This window comes from Micromonospora sp. CA-244673 (assembly GCF_050948395.1).
In the GTDB taxonomy this organism is placed as follows: Bacteria; Actinomycetota; Actinomycetes; order Mycobacteriales; family Micromonosporaceae; genus Micromonospora.
On the sequence record NZ_CP192019.1, the window covers coordinates 4,857,935 to 4,875,479 of the forward strand.

A 17,545-nucleotide genomic window follows, 5' to 3' on the forward strand; every position below is an offset into this window, starting at 1 on the left:
AGCGATGCAGCAAGTGCCTGACAGCCGCGACTCACCCGCGCCGACAATAGCTTCTATTGTCCCAGCATTCGATCTTCCTCGAACCCTAGGTCGTCTTCAATCTGCAAAGCGACGGCGGCATGCCACCGGATAGGCCCCGGCCAGGAAGGGCGCGTCAGTGCAAGCAAGTATTCATTCGCCTCATCCGTTTCAAGCTCACTCAATGACAGAATGGCCTTCTGGCAAAGCCAATAAGCGGGGGCGTCCGATTCCGCCGATCGCTCCACCAGCCTGAAAATACTGCCGGCGGCACTCGCTTCGCGAATCTCACCCAGGATGTCCACCACATCCTCGTTGTTGAGTTCAGCGATACCTGCGTCAAGGAGTTCGCGCAAGATACCACCAAGCCCGGGCGGCCGAAGTTGAGCGGCCAGATTGGCGAGCCGTTCCACTCTAGACCAGTTCTGAGCAGCGGCAGAGTCCCTGATCCAACCGACGATGGAATCGACCACGATAGGGAACTTGGCTTTTATCTCCGCAGCCTTCTCTGGCGTAATGAATCCCACGAGCAAAGAATCCACCACGTCGACGACCGTTTCGCCCGATGGCATCACCAATCATCCATCCTTCGGAACCCCTTGATCATCGAGTTGAAGACGTCCACGGATCCCGGTCTGAGACCGAAGGTTTCCGACCCGCGCTCCATTTTTAGGTGAATAGCGTTGATATCTTGCCCGATTTCTTCTGGTCTCTTTCCTGCCGCGATCAGCGCGTCGCGCGTTCCGGGAGCCATCTCAAAGCGGACAAGAACAGTGTACTTGTCGGCATTTCGGCCGCCCCGACCTCCGACCCGGCTCCGGAGTCCTTCGAGGTACGAGCGCGATTGCGTGACGAAGTTCTCGGTTCCCTTGACGGCAATCTCGCCGTTGGGTCCAAGCTGCTTGAACTCTTTCTCGCTCATGGCCCGGTAGAAGATCTCGGGGCAATCGTTGTTGTGTACCAGGACCGGTTCACTGCCGGCGAGCACATAGTACGTGTGGGTGGTGGCGACGGTGAGGTCGCGCATCACCTTGGCGCCGGTGAAGTTGCGGATGGCGGTGACGTACTGGATCTGTCCGTCGGGTCCGCTCAGGGTCGACTCGCCTGGAGTCAGGTCGGCAGCGTCAACCCACTGACCGGTGGTGGCGTCCCAGAACGGGTGGTGCGCGGTGGTGTGCAGCACCGACCAGGTCGGGCCGCGGGTGCTGCGCTCCCCTTCACCCTCGCCGGTGGAACGCGCCGCCTGGTCGACAGGCTTGGCCGACACGGTCACGTCGGTCAGCTCGGTGTCCCGGTTGGCGTGCAGCAGGGTCACCTGCTGGTCGCTGTGCTTGCCCGTCGACGGGTCTGTGGTAGCCACGGTGTCACCGACGTTGACCTCGGAGATCGGCCGCGTGCTGCCGTCGGCCATCAACACCCGCGTGTTCGGGTCGAAGCTGTGCGTCCGCAGGTCCACACTGCATGACGTCGGTTCAGGCTCTTTGTCCTGAGCCGGATCAGAGTCACGACGCCGCTCCGGCCGGTTCTGCTCGGGCCGGTTCTGCTTCGGCGCGGTCCTGTCCGGCTTCTCCTGCCGCTTCGGCGACTGCTTCGCCTTCGGCGGTGTGGCCGGCTTGGACGGCTTGGGCTTCGGCTTGGGCTTGGGCTTCGGCTTGGGCTTTGGCTTGACCGGCGGCTTGGGCTTCTTCTTGGGCGGTTTGGGCTTCTTCGGTAGCTTCTGCATTAGGTCGTTGAGGTGCTTGCGCGCCTGATTCATCAGGTCCTGCGCCCGGCGCATGATCGTGCGGGCGCCCTCGACGATCCGTTTCCACATTCGGTACCCGCTGAAGGCGCGGTCGACAGCCCGATACAGCGACTTGCCGATCTTGAGTGCCTTGATTGGTCCGAGGAAGTTGGTGGCGAGGTCGATGCAGTCCCAGACGCCTCCGTCGAGGCATCCCATCAGCGACGTCCAGCCGATCATGTCGAGAAGCATTCCGACACCGACCTGGAGCAGGATGTCGAACAGCGAGGTCTGGCTCTCCCGCTCCGCCCGCTGGTACTCGGCTTCCTGCCGGGCGATCTCCTCGCCGGCGAACTTGACGTCTCGCTGGTGCTGTGTCAGATCACGGGTGTATTGGGCGATCGCGGCGTCGTACTTCTTGAGCTCGCACGCATAGTCGTACTCGCCGCACTTGCCGTCCACCGCATGCCCGGTGGTGTCGGTGTTGCCCACCGGGTCCGCCTCGGCGTACGCGAACCTGTTCGCTGCCCCCGAGCTGGGGGTGGGGTTGAGCGTGACGTCGTCACGGGTGTCGAACGCACCGGTTTCCGGGTCGTACCACCGCGCCCACATGTTGACCCGGCCGGTGCCCTGGTCGGTCCACTCCGACTGGTAGCCGAGCTTGCCGATCATCCCGGTGCTGGACAGCACCTTGCCCCACGGGTCGTAGGCCACCGATGCGGTCAGCGCCGTGCCCGTACCTGTGAACTCGCCCACCACGTCGGTGTGCAGATCGGTCCAGGCGTAACGCTGCGTGCCGCCGGATGCGACACCCACGAGCCCGTCCGCAGCGTCCCGCACGTACACGGCGCCACCGTCGCCGGCCACCGTGTTACCCAAACCGGTGTACGTCAGGTTCGGCTGGATGAGCCGACCCAAGCCGTCGTAGGTGTAGGTAGACGCCGTACCACCGGCCGCACCCTGTGACACCACCTGGTTGAACGCGTCCGTGACGGTGTCAGTGTCCTGGCCGCCGGACCTGGTGCGCGTCAGGGTGCCCCGCGGCGTGTATTCGTAGCTCGCGCCGTCCGAGGACGACAGCAACTGGTTACGGGCGTCATAGGCAAACGTCTTGGTGCCCGCCTGCACCCGGTTGCCGGACTTGTCGTACGCGTACACCACCGGGGTGGTGCCGTTGTTCCAGCCGATCAGCCGGTCGGCCAGGTCGTAGGTGTATGTGTTGGCCGCCGCGCCGGTGAGCCCGGTGGTCGTCTTCGAGGTGACGTTGTCGTTGAGGTCCCACCCGTACTGGATCTTGGCAATGCTGGTGCCGCCGCTGGTCTTCAGCTCGTCGGACGTCACCCGATGCAGCTCGTCGTAGCCGAACGACCGGACGTTACCGCCCGCGCCGTACGTGATCGACGACACCTGCGACAAGTTGTTGTACCCGTAGGACAGGTTCGTTCCCGCGGTCGGGTTGACCACCGTGGCGGGGCGGCCAGCGGTGTCGTAGGTGTACGACGTCGTCCCGGCCGCATCCGTGCGGGAGGTCAGCGCCCCGTCGCCGTTGTAGGTGTAGGACGAGGCCCCGGACACCCCACCGATCGTCACAGGCAGGCTGCGGTCGTCGTACTCGACGGTGGTCTCGCCCGCCGAGCCGACGAACGACGTCATCCGGCCCGCCGCGTCGTAGCCGAACGTGCGGTCCACCGTCGTCGCCTGCGCGCCGGCGCCGGAGCTGCGCACCAACCGACCCAGGTCGTCGTACTCCGAGGTGACGCTCACCCCGCCCGGCGAGTCCAGCCGTACCAGCTGCCCCGCCCCGTCGTACGACATGGTGAACGTGCGGTCGGCGAGCGTCGGATGGGCGGTCGTGGCGGGCTCGATCTGCGACTCGACCAGGCCCCACGGGTTGTAGGTGGTGATGAACCTGTTGCCGCGGCCGTCGGTGAACCGGGTCTGCCGGCCGGCAAGGTCGTAGCCGAACGTCGTGACGATCTCGTCGGATCCGCTGATCGGCTCGGTCTGCGACACCAGCTGCCCGGCCGCGTCGAAGGCGAACGTCTTCGTCGTGCCCCGCGCGTCGGTGGCCGCCACCACGTTGCCGGCCATGTCGTACTGGCTGGACACCGTCCGCAGCAGCACGTCGTCGGCCGGGGCGCTGGTCGCGCCGGGCGAGTACGCCTGTGAACTGATCGCCCGCCCAGCCAGGTCGTAGGCCATGGTCTGGTAGGTCCGGTCGGGAGCGGTGACCCTGACCGGACGGCCGGCGCCGTCGTACTGGGTGGTGGTGGTGTTGCGGGCCGCGTCGGTCACCGAGGTCTGCTCACCGGCGGTGTTGTAGTCCTGCCACGTGACCACGCCGGTCGGCGAGGTGATCGACGTCGGCCACGGGCCTGACCCGTACCCGAACGTGGTGGTGTGCGCCTGCCCGGTTTGGCGCACCACCTCGGTGGAGGTCCGCGTCCGGCCCAGGTAGTCGTAGGTGGCGGTGCCCTTCGCCCCGGTCGGGTCGGTCTGTGAAAGCAGGTCGCCGTTGAGGTTGTACTCGAAGCGGCTCACGCCTCCGTCGGGTGCGGTGACCTTCGCGGCGCGACCCAGCTGGTCGTAGACGATCGAGGTTTCCGCGCCGAGCGGGTCGGAGGTGGACACCACCTGTCCCACGGCGTTGTAGACGTTGGTTGTCCTCGCCGCGATCGGGGTGGAGGAGCCCGGCGGGGTGTATGCGGGCAGTTGCGTCTCTACCGGCTGGCCGGCGGCGTCATAGCGGACGACGGTGACGTTGCCGTTGGGGTCCTGCTGTTCGGTCAGCTCGCCGAAGGTGTTGTAGCCGAGCCGAACCGTCGACACCGCGGTGACGGGTGCTTGCTCTCCCACCACGGTGCTCACCGCCGGGGAGGTGGTGACCACGGCGCGGCCCACCTCGTCGTTGGTCACATAGGTGGTGTTGCCCCTCGGGTCCGTCGTCGACGTGATGGAGCCGTCCACGTCCAGGGTGTAGCTCGTGCGGATGACCCGGGCATCCGCGGCAGGCAGGGCGCCGGAGCGCACCTGGCCCACCTCGCTGCCGCTCAGCGGCCGCGAGTAGATCTGCACGTCGTCGACCCGGCCCTGCCAGAAGTTCTCCAGCACGCCGTTCCAGGTGCCGGCGCCGATGAGCACAGACTTGCGCGGCGTGAACGTCGCGGTCGTGGTGGCGGTGTGCTTGAGCACCCCGTTGACGTACAGGCTCATCGTGCCGGAGGCGGGATCGTAGGTGCCCACCAGGTGGGTCCAGGTGTTCAGCTGCCCCGACGCCGACGTCTTGGCGGCCTTGCCCGCCGATCCGGTGGTGTCGGAGTCCTTCATGTTGAACCGCCACTCGGTGGTGGCGTCGTCGAAGCCGAGCGAGAAGGCGTCCTGCAGCGCGCCGCGTGCGGCGACGGCTTTGTGCTTGGCGGTGCCGTCGGTCAGGTAGACCCATGCGGCGACGGTGAAGCCCGCAGTGGCGTCCACGGCCGGGCCGGCGGTCTCGATGGCGGTGGTGCCGGTGAACTGCGCCGATCCGCCGTGGTCGGTGGACCAGCTGACCCCGCTGGCCGGCAGCGTGCCGGCGTTGTTGCCGGTGGAGTCCACGGCCGTGCCGCCGGTGGTCTCGTCAAGCTTCCACCGGCCAACCGGGGTCGCCCCGCCGCCGGTGTACGTCGTGTTCGACAAGACCCGGCCTAGCGGGTCATACAGTGCCTCCGAGGCGCCTACCAGGGTGCCGCCCTGGGTCAGGGTCGTGGACAGCACGTCGTCGTTTGCCGAGTAGGTGTGGCTGGTGGTGCGGTTGAGTCCGTTCGGGTCGAGGGTGGCGGTCCGGCCGCGGCCGACCGCGTCGTACGTACGGTCGGTCCTCGTCAAACCGTTGTTCGTGGTCTGCGAGGCCAGGTTGCCCGCGGCGTCGTAGCTGTTGTTCTCCTGCACAAAGGACGCGCCGGTGCTGGGGTCGCGCCGGGTCACCGTGGCGAGCAGGTTGTTGTCGGTGTAGGTGTACTCCGTCTTCCAGCCCATCGCGTCGGTAACCGACGCCAGGCGGCCGCCCGGGTCGTACGCCATCGACTTGACGACCAGGTCCGTCGGCGCCGAGGGATTGTTCGGGTCCCCGGTGTAGTCCTCCACCACCACGGCGAGCTCGTTGCCCAGTGCGTCGTAGTCGGTGCGCACGATGCTGCCGTCGGCGTGGGTCTGTCGGTGCACCCGCCCATACGGGTCGTAGCCGAGAATCAGCGTCTTGCCTCTGGCGTCGGTCTCGGTCACCCGCCGCCCGTGGCTGTCGTAGCCGTAGGTCACGGTGCGCGGCGCGTCCCCGCCGGTGCTGTCCGACACGGTCTCCGATACCGGCAGGCCGTCCTCGTTGTAGGCGACGGCGGTGACCGGGGTGTGGGTGGCGCCGGTGACCTGGTTGGTGGTCGCCGGGTCCGTCCGCTCGACCACCCGGTCCAGCGCGTCGTGCTTGAAGGCGGTCGTCGAGCTGGGCACGCCTCCGACGACGTCGATTTCCTTGGTGGTGCGGCCTAGCTGGTCGTACTCGTACCGAGTGATCAAGCCTGCCGGGTCGGTCACCTCGGCGATGTCGCCGTTGGCGAAGTAGACGATGCGTACCACGCCGCCGCCCGGCTTGGTGATCGTCGATGGCAGGCCGGGCGGGGCGAGGCCCCCGCCGAACGCCGCGACGGTGGTGCCGTCGGTGTAGGCGACGGTTGTCCTGCGTCCCAGGGGGTCGGTGGTCGCGGTGCGGTTGCCGGTGACGGGGTCGTACGCGTAGGTGGTCAGGTAGGTGTTGTCAGAGGCCGACGTCGACCCTGCTTCCCGCTTCTCGAGCAACCGGTCGTTGAGCACGTTCGCCGGCGGGTTCTGGGTGGTGGCATCCGGGTAGTAGGTGGAGTAGCTCGTTGAGCACTTGTTCGCCGACCGGTCCTGGCAGGTGGTGGTGGAGACCACGTTGCCGCGCACGTCGTGCTCGTTGATGGTCATGTTGCCGTTGGGGTCGGTGACCGTGCGCAGGTAGCCCTTGCTGCTGTAGCCGAATCGGGTCGTGAAGCCGCGGACGTCGATCTCGGCGACCTTGCGCCCGGCCTGCAGGTCGTGCACGTCTTTGCTCTGGGCGTCGTCAGGGTGCACCACGGTGTAGGTAACCCCCGGCACGGCGGCGGCCTTCACCGCGTCCCGGGCCTTGAACTGCGCCTCGACGAGCTTCGCGTCCAGGGACGAGCGGTAGAACGCGACCTCGGCGATCTGCCCGTTGAAGTAGCCGTTGAGGTTCGTCGGCGTGGACGGCCAGTGGGTGCTGACCTTGCCCGCGCCAATGTAGCCGTAGTCCAGGGTGCGGGTCTCCGTCGACGTGGTCGTCTTGGTGCCGATCTGCTTGCCGTCCAGGTACAGGGCCTGGCCGGTGGCCGTGCGGGTCAGCACCGCCGAGTGCCATTTGCCGTCGTTGACCGTGGTGGTCGAGGTCATCGCACCGGCGCCTGCGCAGTAGCAGAATGTGCCGCGCAGCTTTCCGTCGACACCGATGTACAGCGCGGGAAGCCACTGGAGGTCCCCGCTCTGCCCGAGCGCGTAGGTCTGGAACCCGGCCAGGACCCCACCTGCTGAACTGCTGGTCTTGAACCACAGCCCGACCGAACGGTCATCGGCCGTCGCTGGCGGGATCTCCGCGCCCGGCAACCTCAGGTAAGAGGACGTGCCGTTGAACGATGCCGCCGTAGCGGACGGTCCGAACGGGCCGGGCGTGCCGCCGAGCGTGACTGAGCTGTAGCTGGCGATGTCCCCGTTGACCTCATTGACGGCGTCCACCGTGCCGGTCTCCGCCAGCCGCCAGTAGTTCGACGGCGCGCCGCCCAGCACCGTGCTCTCGTAGATTTTCGTGGTGCCTGCCACGGACGCGGGGAGCGGACGCCACACGCCTCCGTTGCCGTCGGTCATCTGGCTGACCCGGCCGGTCACGCCGTCGTAGGCGATCTGTGCGGTCGCGTTGCCGGACGGGCGTCGCACCGTTGCCAACGGTGTGATCGGCGTCCTGGCCTGGTACATGTCGCCGACCACTTGTTCGGTGACCGGCGTGTCGAACAGCGCTACCTCCGCCACCGAACCGGTGAAATGGTCCCGCGTGCCGAGATTGCTGACCGTGCTGGCATGCGACTGGTTCGGCCAGCCGCCGCCGAGGAACCCAGTTCCGATGTAGGAGTAGACCGGGCTCATGTCCTGGACAGTGACGCCGGTCTGCTGCGCCACCTGCACCCCGTCGACGAACATCTGCTGCTTGTTGCCCGACGCCGACAACACCACGTGGTGCCACTGGTTGTCCGCGACGCTGGCCGGTGACTGCATCGGGTTGTGCACTCGCGCCACGAACGACTGGTCGGCCTGGTTCGCCCTGCCACATGCCCAGATCTGCATTGCCGCGCCGTTTTGCGACCCGTCGCCGACCGAATCCAAGCACTTGTAGGAGTTGTCGTTGACGACCTGGCCGTTGGCCTGCACGCTCCATTTCTGGTCAACCGCGCCGGTGCAGGACCAGGTAACGACGTCCGCGCCGTTACCGGTTTCGCCGCCGGACACGCCCGCGCACTTGACCACCCCGCCGCTGGTTACCCGCAGCTCCCGGTCCGCGGTCCAGGTCCACTGCTGATTAGCTGCCCCGGTACACGGACCCAGCGCCAGCACCACCCCGCTCGCCGACGAGTTCCCAGGTACCTCCAGGCACTGCCCCTGCCCGTAGGCGATCAGGCTGCCGATCGAGGCGCCCAGGGTCGGAGCGGTGGGAAACCCGCCCACGAGCTTGCCGTTGGAGCCGATGTACAACGTCGGGTTGTAAGCCCCCTTGGCGGTGCTCGCCGTGGCGGGTTCCCAGGACTGGCCGTAGAGCACACCGTCGCCGCCGGCGGTCTTGACCCACATGCTGATCGCCTGTTGGGAGGCGTCCCCGACCAGCTTGGCCGGCACCGACACCTGCGACGAGGTGCCGTTGAAACCGGCCGCCGTCGCCGCCGAGGCGGGCAGCGGGCCAGGCTGCCCCAGGGTCACATTGCTGTAGATGCCGTTGTCGGCGCCGGCGTTCTCGAGCACGGAGCTGGCGGCGGTGGTGCCGCTGGTCTCGGTCAGCCGCCAATACGAGTGAGGTAGGGCGTTGCTCACCGCGGTCTGGTACAGCGAGCCATTGGTGTAGGTGTACGTGTGGCACTGCGTGGTGGACGTGGGAGGACATACCTGGGTCAGCGCGTCGCCGTCGTAGCTGTAGGTCCAGGTGTTCACCGATGTCTGGCCATCGACGGTGACGGGATCGGTGCTGACCGATGCCACGTGCGCCGTGCTGGCACTCGGTGGAATGGCCCAGCTCAGCGTCAGGGTCCGTCCCGACGCGGCCGTCATCTTCGTCATCCGGCCGCTGGTGTAGGTGAACGTCAATGCTCGGCCGGCGAGATCCTTGACCTTGGTCACTGCGTACCGGCCCGCGCCCTGCGCGGTCAGGAACTCGTAGCTGGTGCCGTCTTTCTCGGTCAGCTTGTAACCGCCGGTGACCGTCGAGAGCGTGGCAGCACGCCCGGCTGGTGAGGAGAATGTGCCGTTGCCGTTGCGGCCGAAGGCCATTTCCCGGCCGTTCGGGTAGGTCACCACCACGGTGTTGACGATGGTGCTCCCGCTCGGGCCGCTGGCGTACCGCTCGGCGGCCTGGGAATCGGCCATGGTCGACCAGCCGGCGCCGAACGCGTGACCCGTGCGCGGGTCGATGCTGTTGTACGAACGGGTGATCTCCAGCGGCGGACCGACTGTGTTGACCATCGCGTCCCTGGTGGCAGTGGTGTAGTTGCCGATGCTGGGGTCGAACCCGCGTCCCGAGTTCTGCGACAGCCCTGATGTGATCGACGGTTGCGGCACCGGTGTGACCAGCAGGTACTTCGGCGGGGCAGCATTGTCGACGAGGAGGCCGTCGGAGACCTGCACCGTCCAGTAGTAGGACTCACCCCAGGTCAGCACGCCGGACGGTATGGTCCACGACTTCTTGGTGATCCAGTTCGAGGTGGCGATCTGAGTCTTGCTGTCGCTGCCGTAGACGGTGAACTTGTATTGCAGTGACTTCGGGAACTTGTCCGGGTCGTGCGCGTCGACCAGCAGTTCTGGCGTCAACGTCTGCACGGCCTGCCCGTAACCCGGGTACTGCTCGTTGACCTGCGGATATTCGTTCAAGTCGTAGGTGAGCTGCAGGTACGGCTTGTACGCCGCGCCGTAGTTGGCGGAGGTGAACCGCTTGAAGCCGGTGGAACTGGTCTCTGACGCGGTGAGCGCCAGACCGTTGTTGCCGATGTCCCGCGTCGACCAGGCGTTGAAGGTCGTGACCGAGAGCGGCACCGACCACCATCTGCCGACGCTGCGGTCCCCTGACGTGTTCCCACACGCTGGCGAGTTGTTCGTGATCGTCAATGATCCGATCGCGGTGCCGAAGGTTGGACCTGCGGCAAGGCCCGCGTTGTTGGTCAGTGAATCAACGGTCCACGGTTCGTGGATCTGCCGTACGAAGAACGGCGTGTTGTCGCCGCAGTTCCACGACCAGGTGTGGTAGAGGAACAGCTTTGCTGCCTTGATCTGCGTGCCCACCATGCCGTCGTTGTCGAACTCGTCGAAGTGAATGAAGGATCGCGAGATCGATGTACCGCTGTTCCAGGTGCCGACCGGCAGGTCGTTGGTGTTGTGGTTGGTCGTACTCGAGTCGTTGTCGACAAAAACGTCACCGGTGTCGACGGTGTCCATCGTCGAGGGGTCGACCCGAACCGGGAAACGTCGAGCAGGGTCGGCCAACCACGCTGCGTCGGCTGTCACCCGCAGCGCGGGCCCACCGTTGATGGTGATCAGCTCATACGTGACCGCGGACGACTGTGCTGGCGCGCCGGACTTGGGGTGGACGTTGGAGTCCTCCATGTAGCCCTGCGGCACACGCATAGCCAGTTTGCCATTCGCGTCGAGCAGCGCGATGGACCCGTCACTGCGCAGCTGCGGGGTCAGCCCGTCCAGCCGTAGCGGGAAGACCCATTGGTTGCCCGCCGCCGGAGACTTGAGGACGATGGTCTCCTTGAGGCCGTCAGCGAAGGCAGCCAGCTCGATGTCCGTGCCGGGCAGGATCTCCGGGTACGTTGCCGTGGAGCCCTTGACCACGGCTGTCACCTGCGCTGCTCCCAGCAGGCCGTAGGCCAGCGACTGACCCGAGGCGGTCGTCACCGACGCCAGCGGATCAGCCGCTCCAGCGGAGCCGCGGGTGGCCAGGTTCACGTCGATGGAGTTCGCGCCCATCGCCCACCGGCCGCCACGACGGGTCAATCCAGTGTCAATCGGCTGGTATTCCCCGCCAGCGCCCTTGAAGTTGACCCGTGAGCCGTACAGCCGGCGAGTGAATGAGCCGTCGGCGTTCTGAAACTCGTCGTACCGGGCGCTCGACCGCTGTGGCACCCGCTTGCTGGTCTGCTCGTTGAAGCTGTTCTCGCCGGACAGCGGCGGCGCCGTCCAGGTCTTCGTCGGTGCCGCTGCGGGATTCTCGGCATCGACCGCGCCGCGCCCCCGGCCAGGCGCCTGACCCTGTCCGCCGTCGGCCCGGGTCTGCTCCGCCGAAACGTAGTGGTCACGGTTCTTGGCGCCGCCGGCCGACTTCTGAACCGGCACGCCCCGCACGTCCGCCCACGCCGGCAACTGCCGGAACCACGAAGTCAGCGACGGAAGCGGAAAGCCACCATCCTCGGGTACCGCCCCCTGCGGCACTCCCAACGACAGCGCCAGCGCCAACGTGGTGACGACAGCAATCCGGCGCCTCATGGGCCCTCCACGGCTGAAAATGATCAACAGTCCGCGAAGTCTCGCCTGCCGATGACGTTGGCGCAAGATCTTGTTTCCGAAGCGCACGTGCCTTAACGTGCGCCGGTGTCCAATCGCGTACGGCCGCGCCCGACAGCAGCAAACCGGCGCTGGCGGCTGCAGAAGCTGCCGTCTCGACGGCGCCCGGCCCTGCGGCTGGCCCCCGGGCGGCCGAGGCGAATCGCCCTGGCCGCCCTCGGCCTGCTTCTCGCCGCCGTTACGACGGTTTGGACGCTGTGGCCCGATCCCGAACCGCGGCAACGGGAATACCTCAACGCCACCGCATGCCTCCTCACCGACCGCGCAGGCATCAACGGCGATTCAGCCAAGCCGGTCTGGGCTGCGATGCAGGAGGCCTCGGTCTCCAGCCTCGTCAAAGTCCAGTATCTGGCGGTCAACGGACCACAGACAGTCGACAACGCCCGTAGCCACGTGGCGTCCCTAGCCGGCAGCCAGTGCGGCCTCGTCATAGCCGCCGGTGCTGCCCAGATCGACGCCGTTGTGGCCGCCGCTCCCACCTTTCCCCAGGTGCGATTCATCACCGTCGGTGGAAGCGCCGCGGCAGCCAACGTCACCGCCATCGATGCCAAGGACGCAGATGGTCTTCGTAAAATCCTCAAGCAGGAAGTGATCGCGCTCGCCGACGCCGCATCCTGACCGAGCCGGGGTCCGGAGGCTGCGCTACCCGTTCCCCGCCAGCCTCTGCCTGGCGAGCCTCCCGAGCCACGTGCCGCAACCGAGTAAGTGACCACTTCGGTCTTCCCGGAAGGTGTCCAAGCAGGCCCTCCCGGCGCCGAAGAGCTGCCTGGCGTTGCTCGATCGGTCCACCTGGTTGTGCGGCGCGATCAGCGGCAATCCGCGCACCCGATTGAGCGCGTCGAGCACGACTACCCACCTCGTCGGGCTGCACCCAACCGGCACTCACCTGCAAGGCCAGAGCAGTCCGGAACGGCGTACCGTCAGCTCAGCGGATTCCCACGAAGAAGCGAGTCTGGTCGCTGCGGTGCAACGCGTGGTAGGCCTCAAAACGGGTGCCGTCCGGCAGCCAGGCCACGGACTCGATGCCGAGCAGCGGCGTTGAGGTCGTGATCTCGAGCAGGGCGGCGTCCTCGGGCTCAGGGAAGACGGCTTCGATCCAACGGTCGGCCCCGACCGGTTCCAATCCGTACCGGCGGCGCAGTACGTCGTACAGCGACTGGTTCTCGAGCACCGCGCGTTCCAGACCGGGCACCAGCCGGGCCGGCAGGGCCGTGTCGACGAGCAGCCAGGGCTGACCGTCGACGCGTCGGAGTCGGCGCATCCGTACGACCGGCTCGCCCACCGGGATCTGCAGGAGTTCGGCCTCGCGCTGGTCCGCCGGGCCCAGGGCCTGACTGATCGTGTGCGTGGTGACCCGGCGTCCCGACTCGCGCAGGTCGTCGGCGGAGCCGGACACGGAGCCGACGAAGCGCAGCTCGGTCTTGCGGGGCGCGACGAAGGCGCCCCGTCCTTTGACCTTGTAGATCATCCGTTGCTGGACGAGCTCGCGCAGCGCCTCTCGCACGACGGTGCGGGAGACGCCGTAGAGGTCGGTCAGCTCCGCCTCGGACGGCAGCGGCTGGTCCGGGGCGATGTCGCCGGCCTCGATCTGGCCGCGCAGCTCCCGCATCAACTGCATCCACAGCGGCTCGCTCCCGTCCCGGGTGAGCCGCCGGTAGGTCATCGTCATGGACTTCCTTCCCCGTCGATCGAGTACAGCATGCCACGGCAGAACGATCCCTGTCATGACAGGCATTGCGGCCGGATGACCGCCCGAGCACCGGAAGGACACGGAGACGTAACCGCCGTCACTGTGACTTGGAACACGTTTGTCATCTAGCCCTGGCGGACCTGTCACTACAGTTCTGTAATGACTGCACCTCACCGCAGCTCAGCTTCCACCCGACCGAGGTGACGTGATGGATTTCGTGGAGCTAGTGATCGACGGCCCAATCGCCGCCGACCGCGACGACATTGAAGATGAGCTCAACCACGCTCTCCTCGGACGCGGCGAGGTCACCGGCGCCGGAACAAGTGAGCGTGGCTCCCACCTCGACATCGACATCCTTGCGACAGCGGACAGGCAGGCCGTCCTGGACACCATCTTCGGGGTGCTCGCCGCCCTGGACGTAGGCGACTCCGTGCGGGTCCGGCCTGGCGATGGGCAGACCTGGCTCCGCCCGAGTGAGTGGCAGCCTTCATGACCAAAAGCCCCCGACAGCAACCTAGACCAACGGTCAAGCGTCAGGTGGGACCAGACAGTAGGCAGGGGGGAGGCTGCAACGGTGGCCAGCGGATGGATGCGGACCCAGATCGACGAGTTCATGGCGTTGAAGGATCAGGTCATCCGGTCCTGGGGTGGCGTGGAGATGGCGGTGCGGGGCGGCGATGGGCCGACACCCGAGTTCGCCGGCCAGGACGTACCCTGCCTACATCTGTGGGCTCTGTACGCACGGACCGACACCGGCGACACGGTCACCATCGCCACCTACCAACACGATGACCTGTTCGGATTGAGGATCGAGCGGAGTGCCGGGTCTGACGGCGATGACGTTAGCCATGGTTATCGACGCCGCGCCCTGCCAGAGCTGCCCACGGGCCTGGTCCGAAGGGTGTCTATCGACTTGGACGGCGACGTTCTCGCCGAAGTCCGGCTTCAAGTTGAACGCCGCGATCTGCTGCTGGTGGCCGGCGAAGCGGAGGAGAACTTTGACGGCCGGCTCGTATGGCGCCGCCTTGACGAGTCCGTCCTCGCGTTCACAGACCCGAACACGGTCGAACAGATGAAGTGGGTACCCGCTCGTAGGCGGCTACAACGAATCACCTGATGTCCTGCTGCGTCGCTCGGGCACGCGTCTGCATCGCTGACGTTGGACGTGCACTCGGGCCCGTTCGGTGACGACCTCAACGCGACCGCCAAACCGGCTCGACAAGGCGGTCACGGCGCGGGACGCGGGCGGACTGACACCACGGACCGCGGCGCGACCGACCGCGGGAAACGGCGAAGCCCAGGTCGATGACCTGCGCCTCTGCACAAAGCCGCCTGACGGAATCGAACCCGCAGCCATCCGCAGCTTCACCCGTGGCCTACGCCAAGACCTCGCCGCCGTCACCGCCGGACTGTCCATGTCCTGGAACTCCGGCCCCTTCGAAGACACGTCAACCGGATCAAGATGCTCAAACGACAGATGTACGGCCGCCGGTGGGGGTTCGAGTCGCCGGCCAGCGACTCGGCGCCAATGTTGCCTGACCTGCGATGTGGGGCCTGGGGCTAATCGGGGGGCCACACGAACCATTGCCCCACCGCCGATGACGATCGCCAAGAACCTTGAAGCTCATACAATTCTAGCTGCTCCAGTGGCCTCTTCGGCCCCGGCGAAAAGGGCAACGGACAGGAAGCCCTGGTCAGAGAGTTGCCAGAGTGGCCGGCGGACAAACGCGTCGCGGCGGCGAAGTTGGCGATCCGGACGAGCCGGTTACGGCCTGGCCGGCGTACGCCGCTCTCCACTCGAAGTCGTACCCCGACAGACCCTGACCCACCTGGGTCGCGGGGCGGTCCAGGTGCACGTCGACTGCGGTGGCCCCGGGTTACGGCTGCTGACCGCCCACCTCAAGAGCAGACTGCTCACCTACCCCCGGCGGGCGGCGCTACCCCCGCACCGAAGAGGAACGCGCCCGCGGCGCCGGCTACGCGCTGCTACGCCGGACCGCCGAAGCCGTCGCGCTACGCGTGCACCTCAACGAGGTCCTTGCCGCGACCGCCGTCGACGGGCAGCCGGGCATGCCGACGATCCTTTGCGGCGACCTCAACGACGGACCGGACGCCGTCACCACGATGCTGCTCGAGGGCCCCGAGGACGGCGACGTTCACCGCCCGGACAAGGGCGACGCGGTCCGGGTGTACAACCTCGGACGACGCCTGCCTCTCGCCCGCGCCTACTTCCGCATCTACCAAGGCGGTCGTCAGCAGGTCGAGCAGCCACGGACACGACACGATCAGCTCGGCCAATTCGGTCGTCTGCGCACCGCGCGGCTCAGCTACTAGCGGCAATGGTTCCCCAGATACGTGCGCACTTCCCGATACGGCCTGCGAAGTCATCAGCGCGGCGAGTGGTCGATCGGCCGGCGCCAGATCGCTTCCCACTGGATCCACTGCCCGGGGGCGGGTGGTGTGCGCTCGGTGCTGTCAGCTCTGATCGGTAGCAACGCGGGCCATCCCTCGAACAGCTGGCGTAACTCGCCGTCACTGAAGAAGTGGATGCTCAGGCCGTTCTTCGGTCCGGCGGTGTACTGCACGGTGAATCCTCCGTCCGGGTGCTGCTCCGTGACTTCGTGTGCCGGCCACACGTCCGTGCCGGTGGCGTTGACTCGCACACACAACAGGCCCCCAGGTTCGACTCGCTGCTGTGCGGCCCGCACGTGCCTGTGCGCCTGCTCGCGGTTGCCGTGCTGGAACACCTGAATGCCGATGACGAGTGGCCAGGTGTCGCCGGCGGGTAGAGAGTCCAAGTTGCCATGCCAGAGACGATCCGCCCGGTCGGGACGGCGTTGCGCGAGCTGGTGGACCGCCGCGTCGGAGACGTCCAGGCCGAAAACGTCAATGCCGCCATCGACCAGCGGCAGGAGGTTCCGGCCATTGCCGCAGCCGACATACAGGCCAGCGGTGATGCCCTCCACAGAGGCAGTCAGAAGGATGTCGTCGACGAACGGGACGGCGGGCTCGTCAACGTACCGGCCCCGTCGGTACTCGTCGTTCCAGGCGTCAGAAGCGGACCTCGCCACACTCATCGCGCCACCCTGTCAGGAAACCGTGATCGATGCGGCCCGCCGTAGCAGGCTGTGTTGACCTCCGGTGCTAAGTGAAGGGCGGACCTCCTCATCGAGTAGTCGTCAGACCCCCCAGACGGGGACAAGGTGGAGCGCCTCACCAGCCGAACGACCCTGGCCCCGTCCGGGGAGGCTGGTAACCCTTGTGGTGCCCGGCGAGGTGATCCGCGGCTGATCTCTGAGACCTCCCGCAGGGGTATGTGTCAACCGGCGGCTCCTTGGAGGGCCGGGGTGTGGGGCAGCGCCTCACGGTTCGCATGGAGCGGGACGGTTGTTTCCGGGCTTTGCGTTGTCGGCTCGGCTAGTCCGAGTGCCGGGAAGGCTTTGGTCTCTTGGTAGGGCTGGCGGGTGGCCAGGCAGTGGTGGAGGATGCCGAGCATCCGGTTGAACAGGTTGCGTTGCGCGGCGGCGTGCCAGTCGCCGCGGTCTCGTCGGCGGCGGTGGTGGGCCAGCGCGCCGGGTGCGGTGGTCAGGGCGCAGAACGCCCACTGGTAGCCGACCGAGGCCAGGCGCTGGTTTTGGCTTTGCGGTTGAAGGCAGCGCGGCTCTTGCCGGAGGCGCGCATCCTCGGCGAAATCGGCGACGACAGCAGCCGTTCCCCACCGCCCGCGCCCTCAAGGCCTACGCCGGCGCCGCGCCAGTCACCCGACGTTGCTGATAGCGGTGGGCCTGCCGGCCGAAGGCGGATTCGATCATCGGCGGCTGGCGGAGGTGCCTGGCCTGGAAGATGGCGTGCAGCCGGGTCGCGGCCGCGGTGATGTAACGGCGGCGGCCGGCTCGGACGAGCAGGCCGCTGATCTGTTCGATGGTCAGAGCGGCGGCGGTGGTGGGGTCGGGGGCGGCGTGCAGCAGCCCGCGGATTATCGGCGAGGCGAGTCCGTCCTCGACGCCGGCGGCGGTCACCTGCTGGCCGCGCGCCGAGGCGGTTTCCCTGACCGCCGGCAGTGCCGAGAGCGCGGCGCAATCTACACAGCGCCGTCGCCGATCAGCGGACCGGCAGTGCCGTCGGCCGACCACCCTTCATCGACCGCTTCATCTGCTTGTAGGACCACATGAAGCACCGGACCTGCCGGTCGCCGCGAGCCCACCCCCCGTGGGAGGGCAGACGGTACATGC

General features: G+C 67.0%; 9 protein-coding genes and 1 pseudogene. 5 read left to right on the forward strand and 5 right to left on the reverse strand.

What is annotated here, in order from left to right; translation table 11 throughout:
* Positions 1 to 53: 53 nt before the first annotated feature.
* Positions 54 to 596 (reverse strand): hypothetical protein, encoded by a 543-nt coding sequence (locus tag ACQP12_RS22195; RefSeq protein ID WP_433281665.1) that lies wholly within the window; start codon positions 594 to 596, stop codon positions 54 to 56.
* Positions 590 to 11,545 carry a LamG-like jellyroll fold domain-containing protein gene (locus ACQP12_RS22200; RefSeq protein ID WP_433281667.1) on the reverse strand — a complete coding sequence of 3,652 codons (10,956 nt, stop codon included), beginning with the start codon at positions 11,543 to 11,545 and terminating at the stop codon, positions 590 to 592. Before ACQP12_RS22200 ends, ACQP12_RS22195 begins: the two co-directional genes overlap by 7 nt.
* 105 nt (positions 11,546 to 11,650) lie before the next feature.
* On the opposite strand from ACQP12_RS22200, the gene ACQP12_RS22205 reads away from it, so the two are divergent.
* Positions 11,651 to 12,241: a hypothetical protein gene (locus ACQP12_RS22205; RefSeq protein ID WP_433281669.1), complete on the forward strand. Its 591-nt coding sequence runs from the start codon at positions 11,651 to 11,653 to the stop codon at positions 12,239 to 12,241.
* A gap of 307 nt (positions 12,242 to 12,548) precedes the next feature.
* Here ACQP12_RS22205 and ACQP12_RS22210 read toward each other — a convergent pair whose 3' ends face one another.
* Positions 12,549 to 13,292 (reverse strand): GntR family transcriptional regulator, encoded by a 744-nt coding sequence (locus ACQP12_RS22210; protein ID WP_433281671.1) that lies wholly within the window; start codon positions 13,290 to 13,292, stop codon positions 12,549 to 12,551.
* 229 nt (positions 13,293 to 13,521) lie between these two features.
* On the opposite strand from ACQP12_RS22210, the gene ACQP12_RS22215 reads away from it, so the two are divergent.
* The 3 genes from ACQP12_RS22215 (at position 13,522) to ACQP12_RS22225 (ending at position 15,647) form a co-directional block, all read left to right on the forward strand.
* The gene (locus ACQP12_RS22215; protein WP_433281673.1) at positions 13,522 to 13,806 is read left to right on the forward strand and encodes a hypothetical protein; all 285 of its coding nucleotides are present in this window, start codon (positions 13,522 to 13,524) and stop codon (positions 13,804 to 13,806) included.
* A 96-nt stretch (positions 13,807 to 13,902) separates the two neighbouring features.
* Positions 13,903 to 14,430 carry a hypothetical protein gene (locus ACQP12_RS22220; RefSeq protein WP_433281675.1) on the forward strand — a complete coding sequence of 176 codons (528 nt, stop codon included), beginning with the start codon at positions 13,903 to 13,905 and terminating at the stop codon, positions 14,428 to 14,430.
* Between the two features lie 902 nt (positions 14,431 to 15,332).
* On the forward strand, positions 15,333 to 15,647 hold the full coding sequence (locus ACQP12_RS22225) for a hypothetical protein (protein ID WP_433281677.1): 315 nt from the start codon (positions 15,333 to 15,335) through the stop codon (positions 15,645 to 15,647).
* A 53-nt stretch (positions 15,648 to 15,700) separates the two neighbouring features.
* Here ACQP12_RS22225 and ACQP12_RS22230 read toward each other — a convergent pair whose 3' ends face one another.
* Entirely contained in the window at positions 15,701 to 16,390 is a 690-nt protein-coding gene (locus ACQP12_RS22230) for a class I SAM-dependent methyltransferase (RefSeq protein WP_433281679.1), read from the reverse strand.
* Positions 16,391 to 16,986: 596 nt separating this feature from the next.
* Here ACQP12_RS22230 and ACQP12_RS22235 point away from each other — a divergent pair.
* Positions 16,987 to 17,078: pseudogene (locus ACQP12_RS22235) on the forward strand (transposase); the annotation flags it as partial.
* Here ACQP12_RS22235 and ACQP12_RS22240 read toward each other — a convergent pair.
* Complete coding sequence (locus tag ACQP12_RS22240) at positions 17,051 to 17,446, reverse strand: hypothetical protein (RefSeq protein ID WP_433281680.1); 396 nt, start codon at positions 17,444 to 17,446, stop codon at positions 17,051 to 17,053. The pseudogene ACQP12_RS22235 and the gene ACQP12_RS22240 overlap by 28 nt on opposite strands.
* Positions 17,447 to 17,545 lie beyond the last annotated feature (99 nt).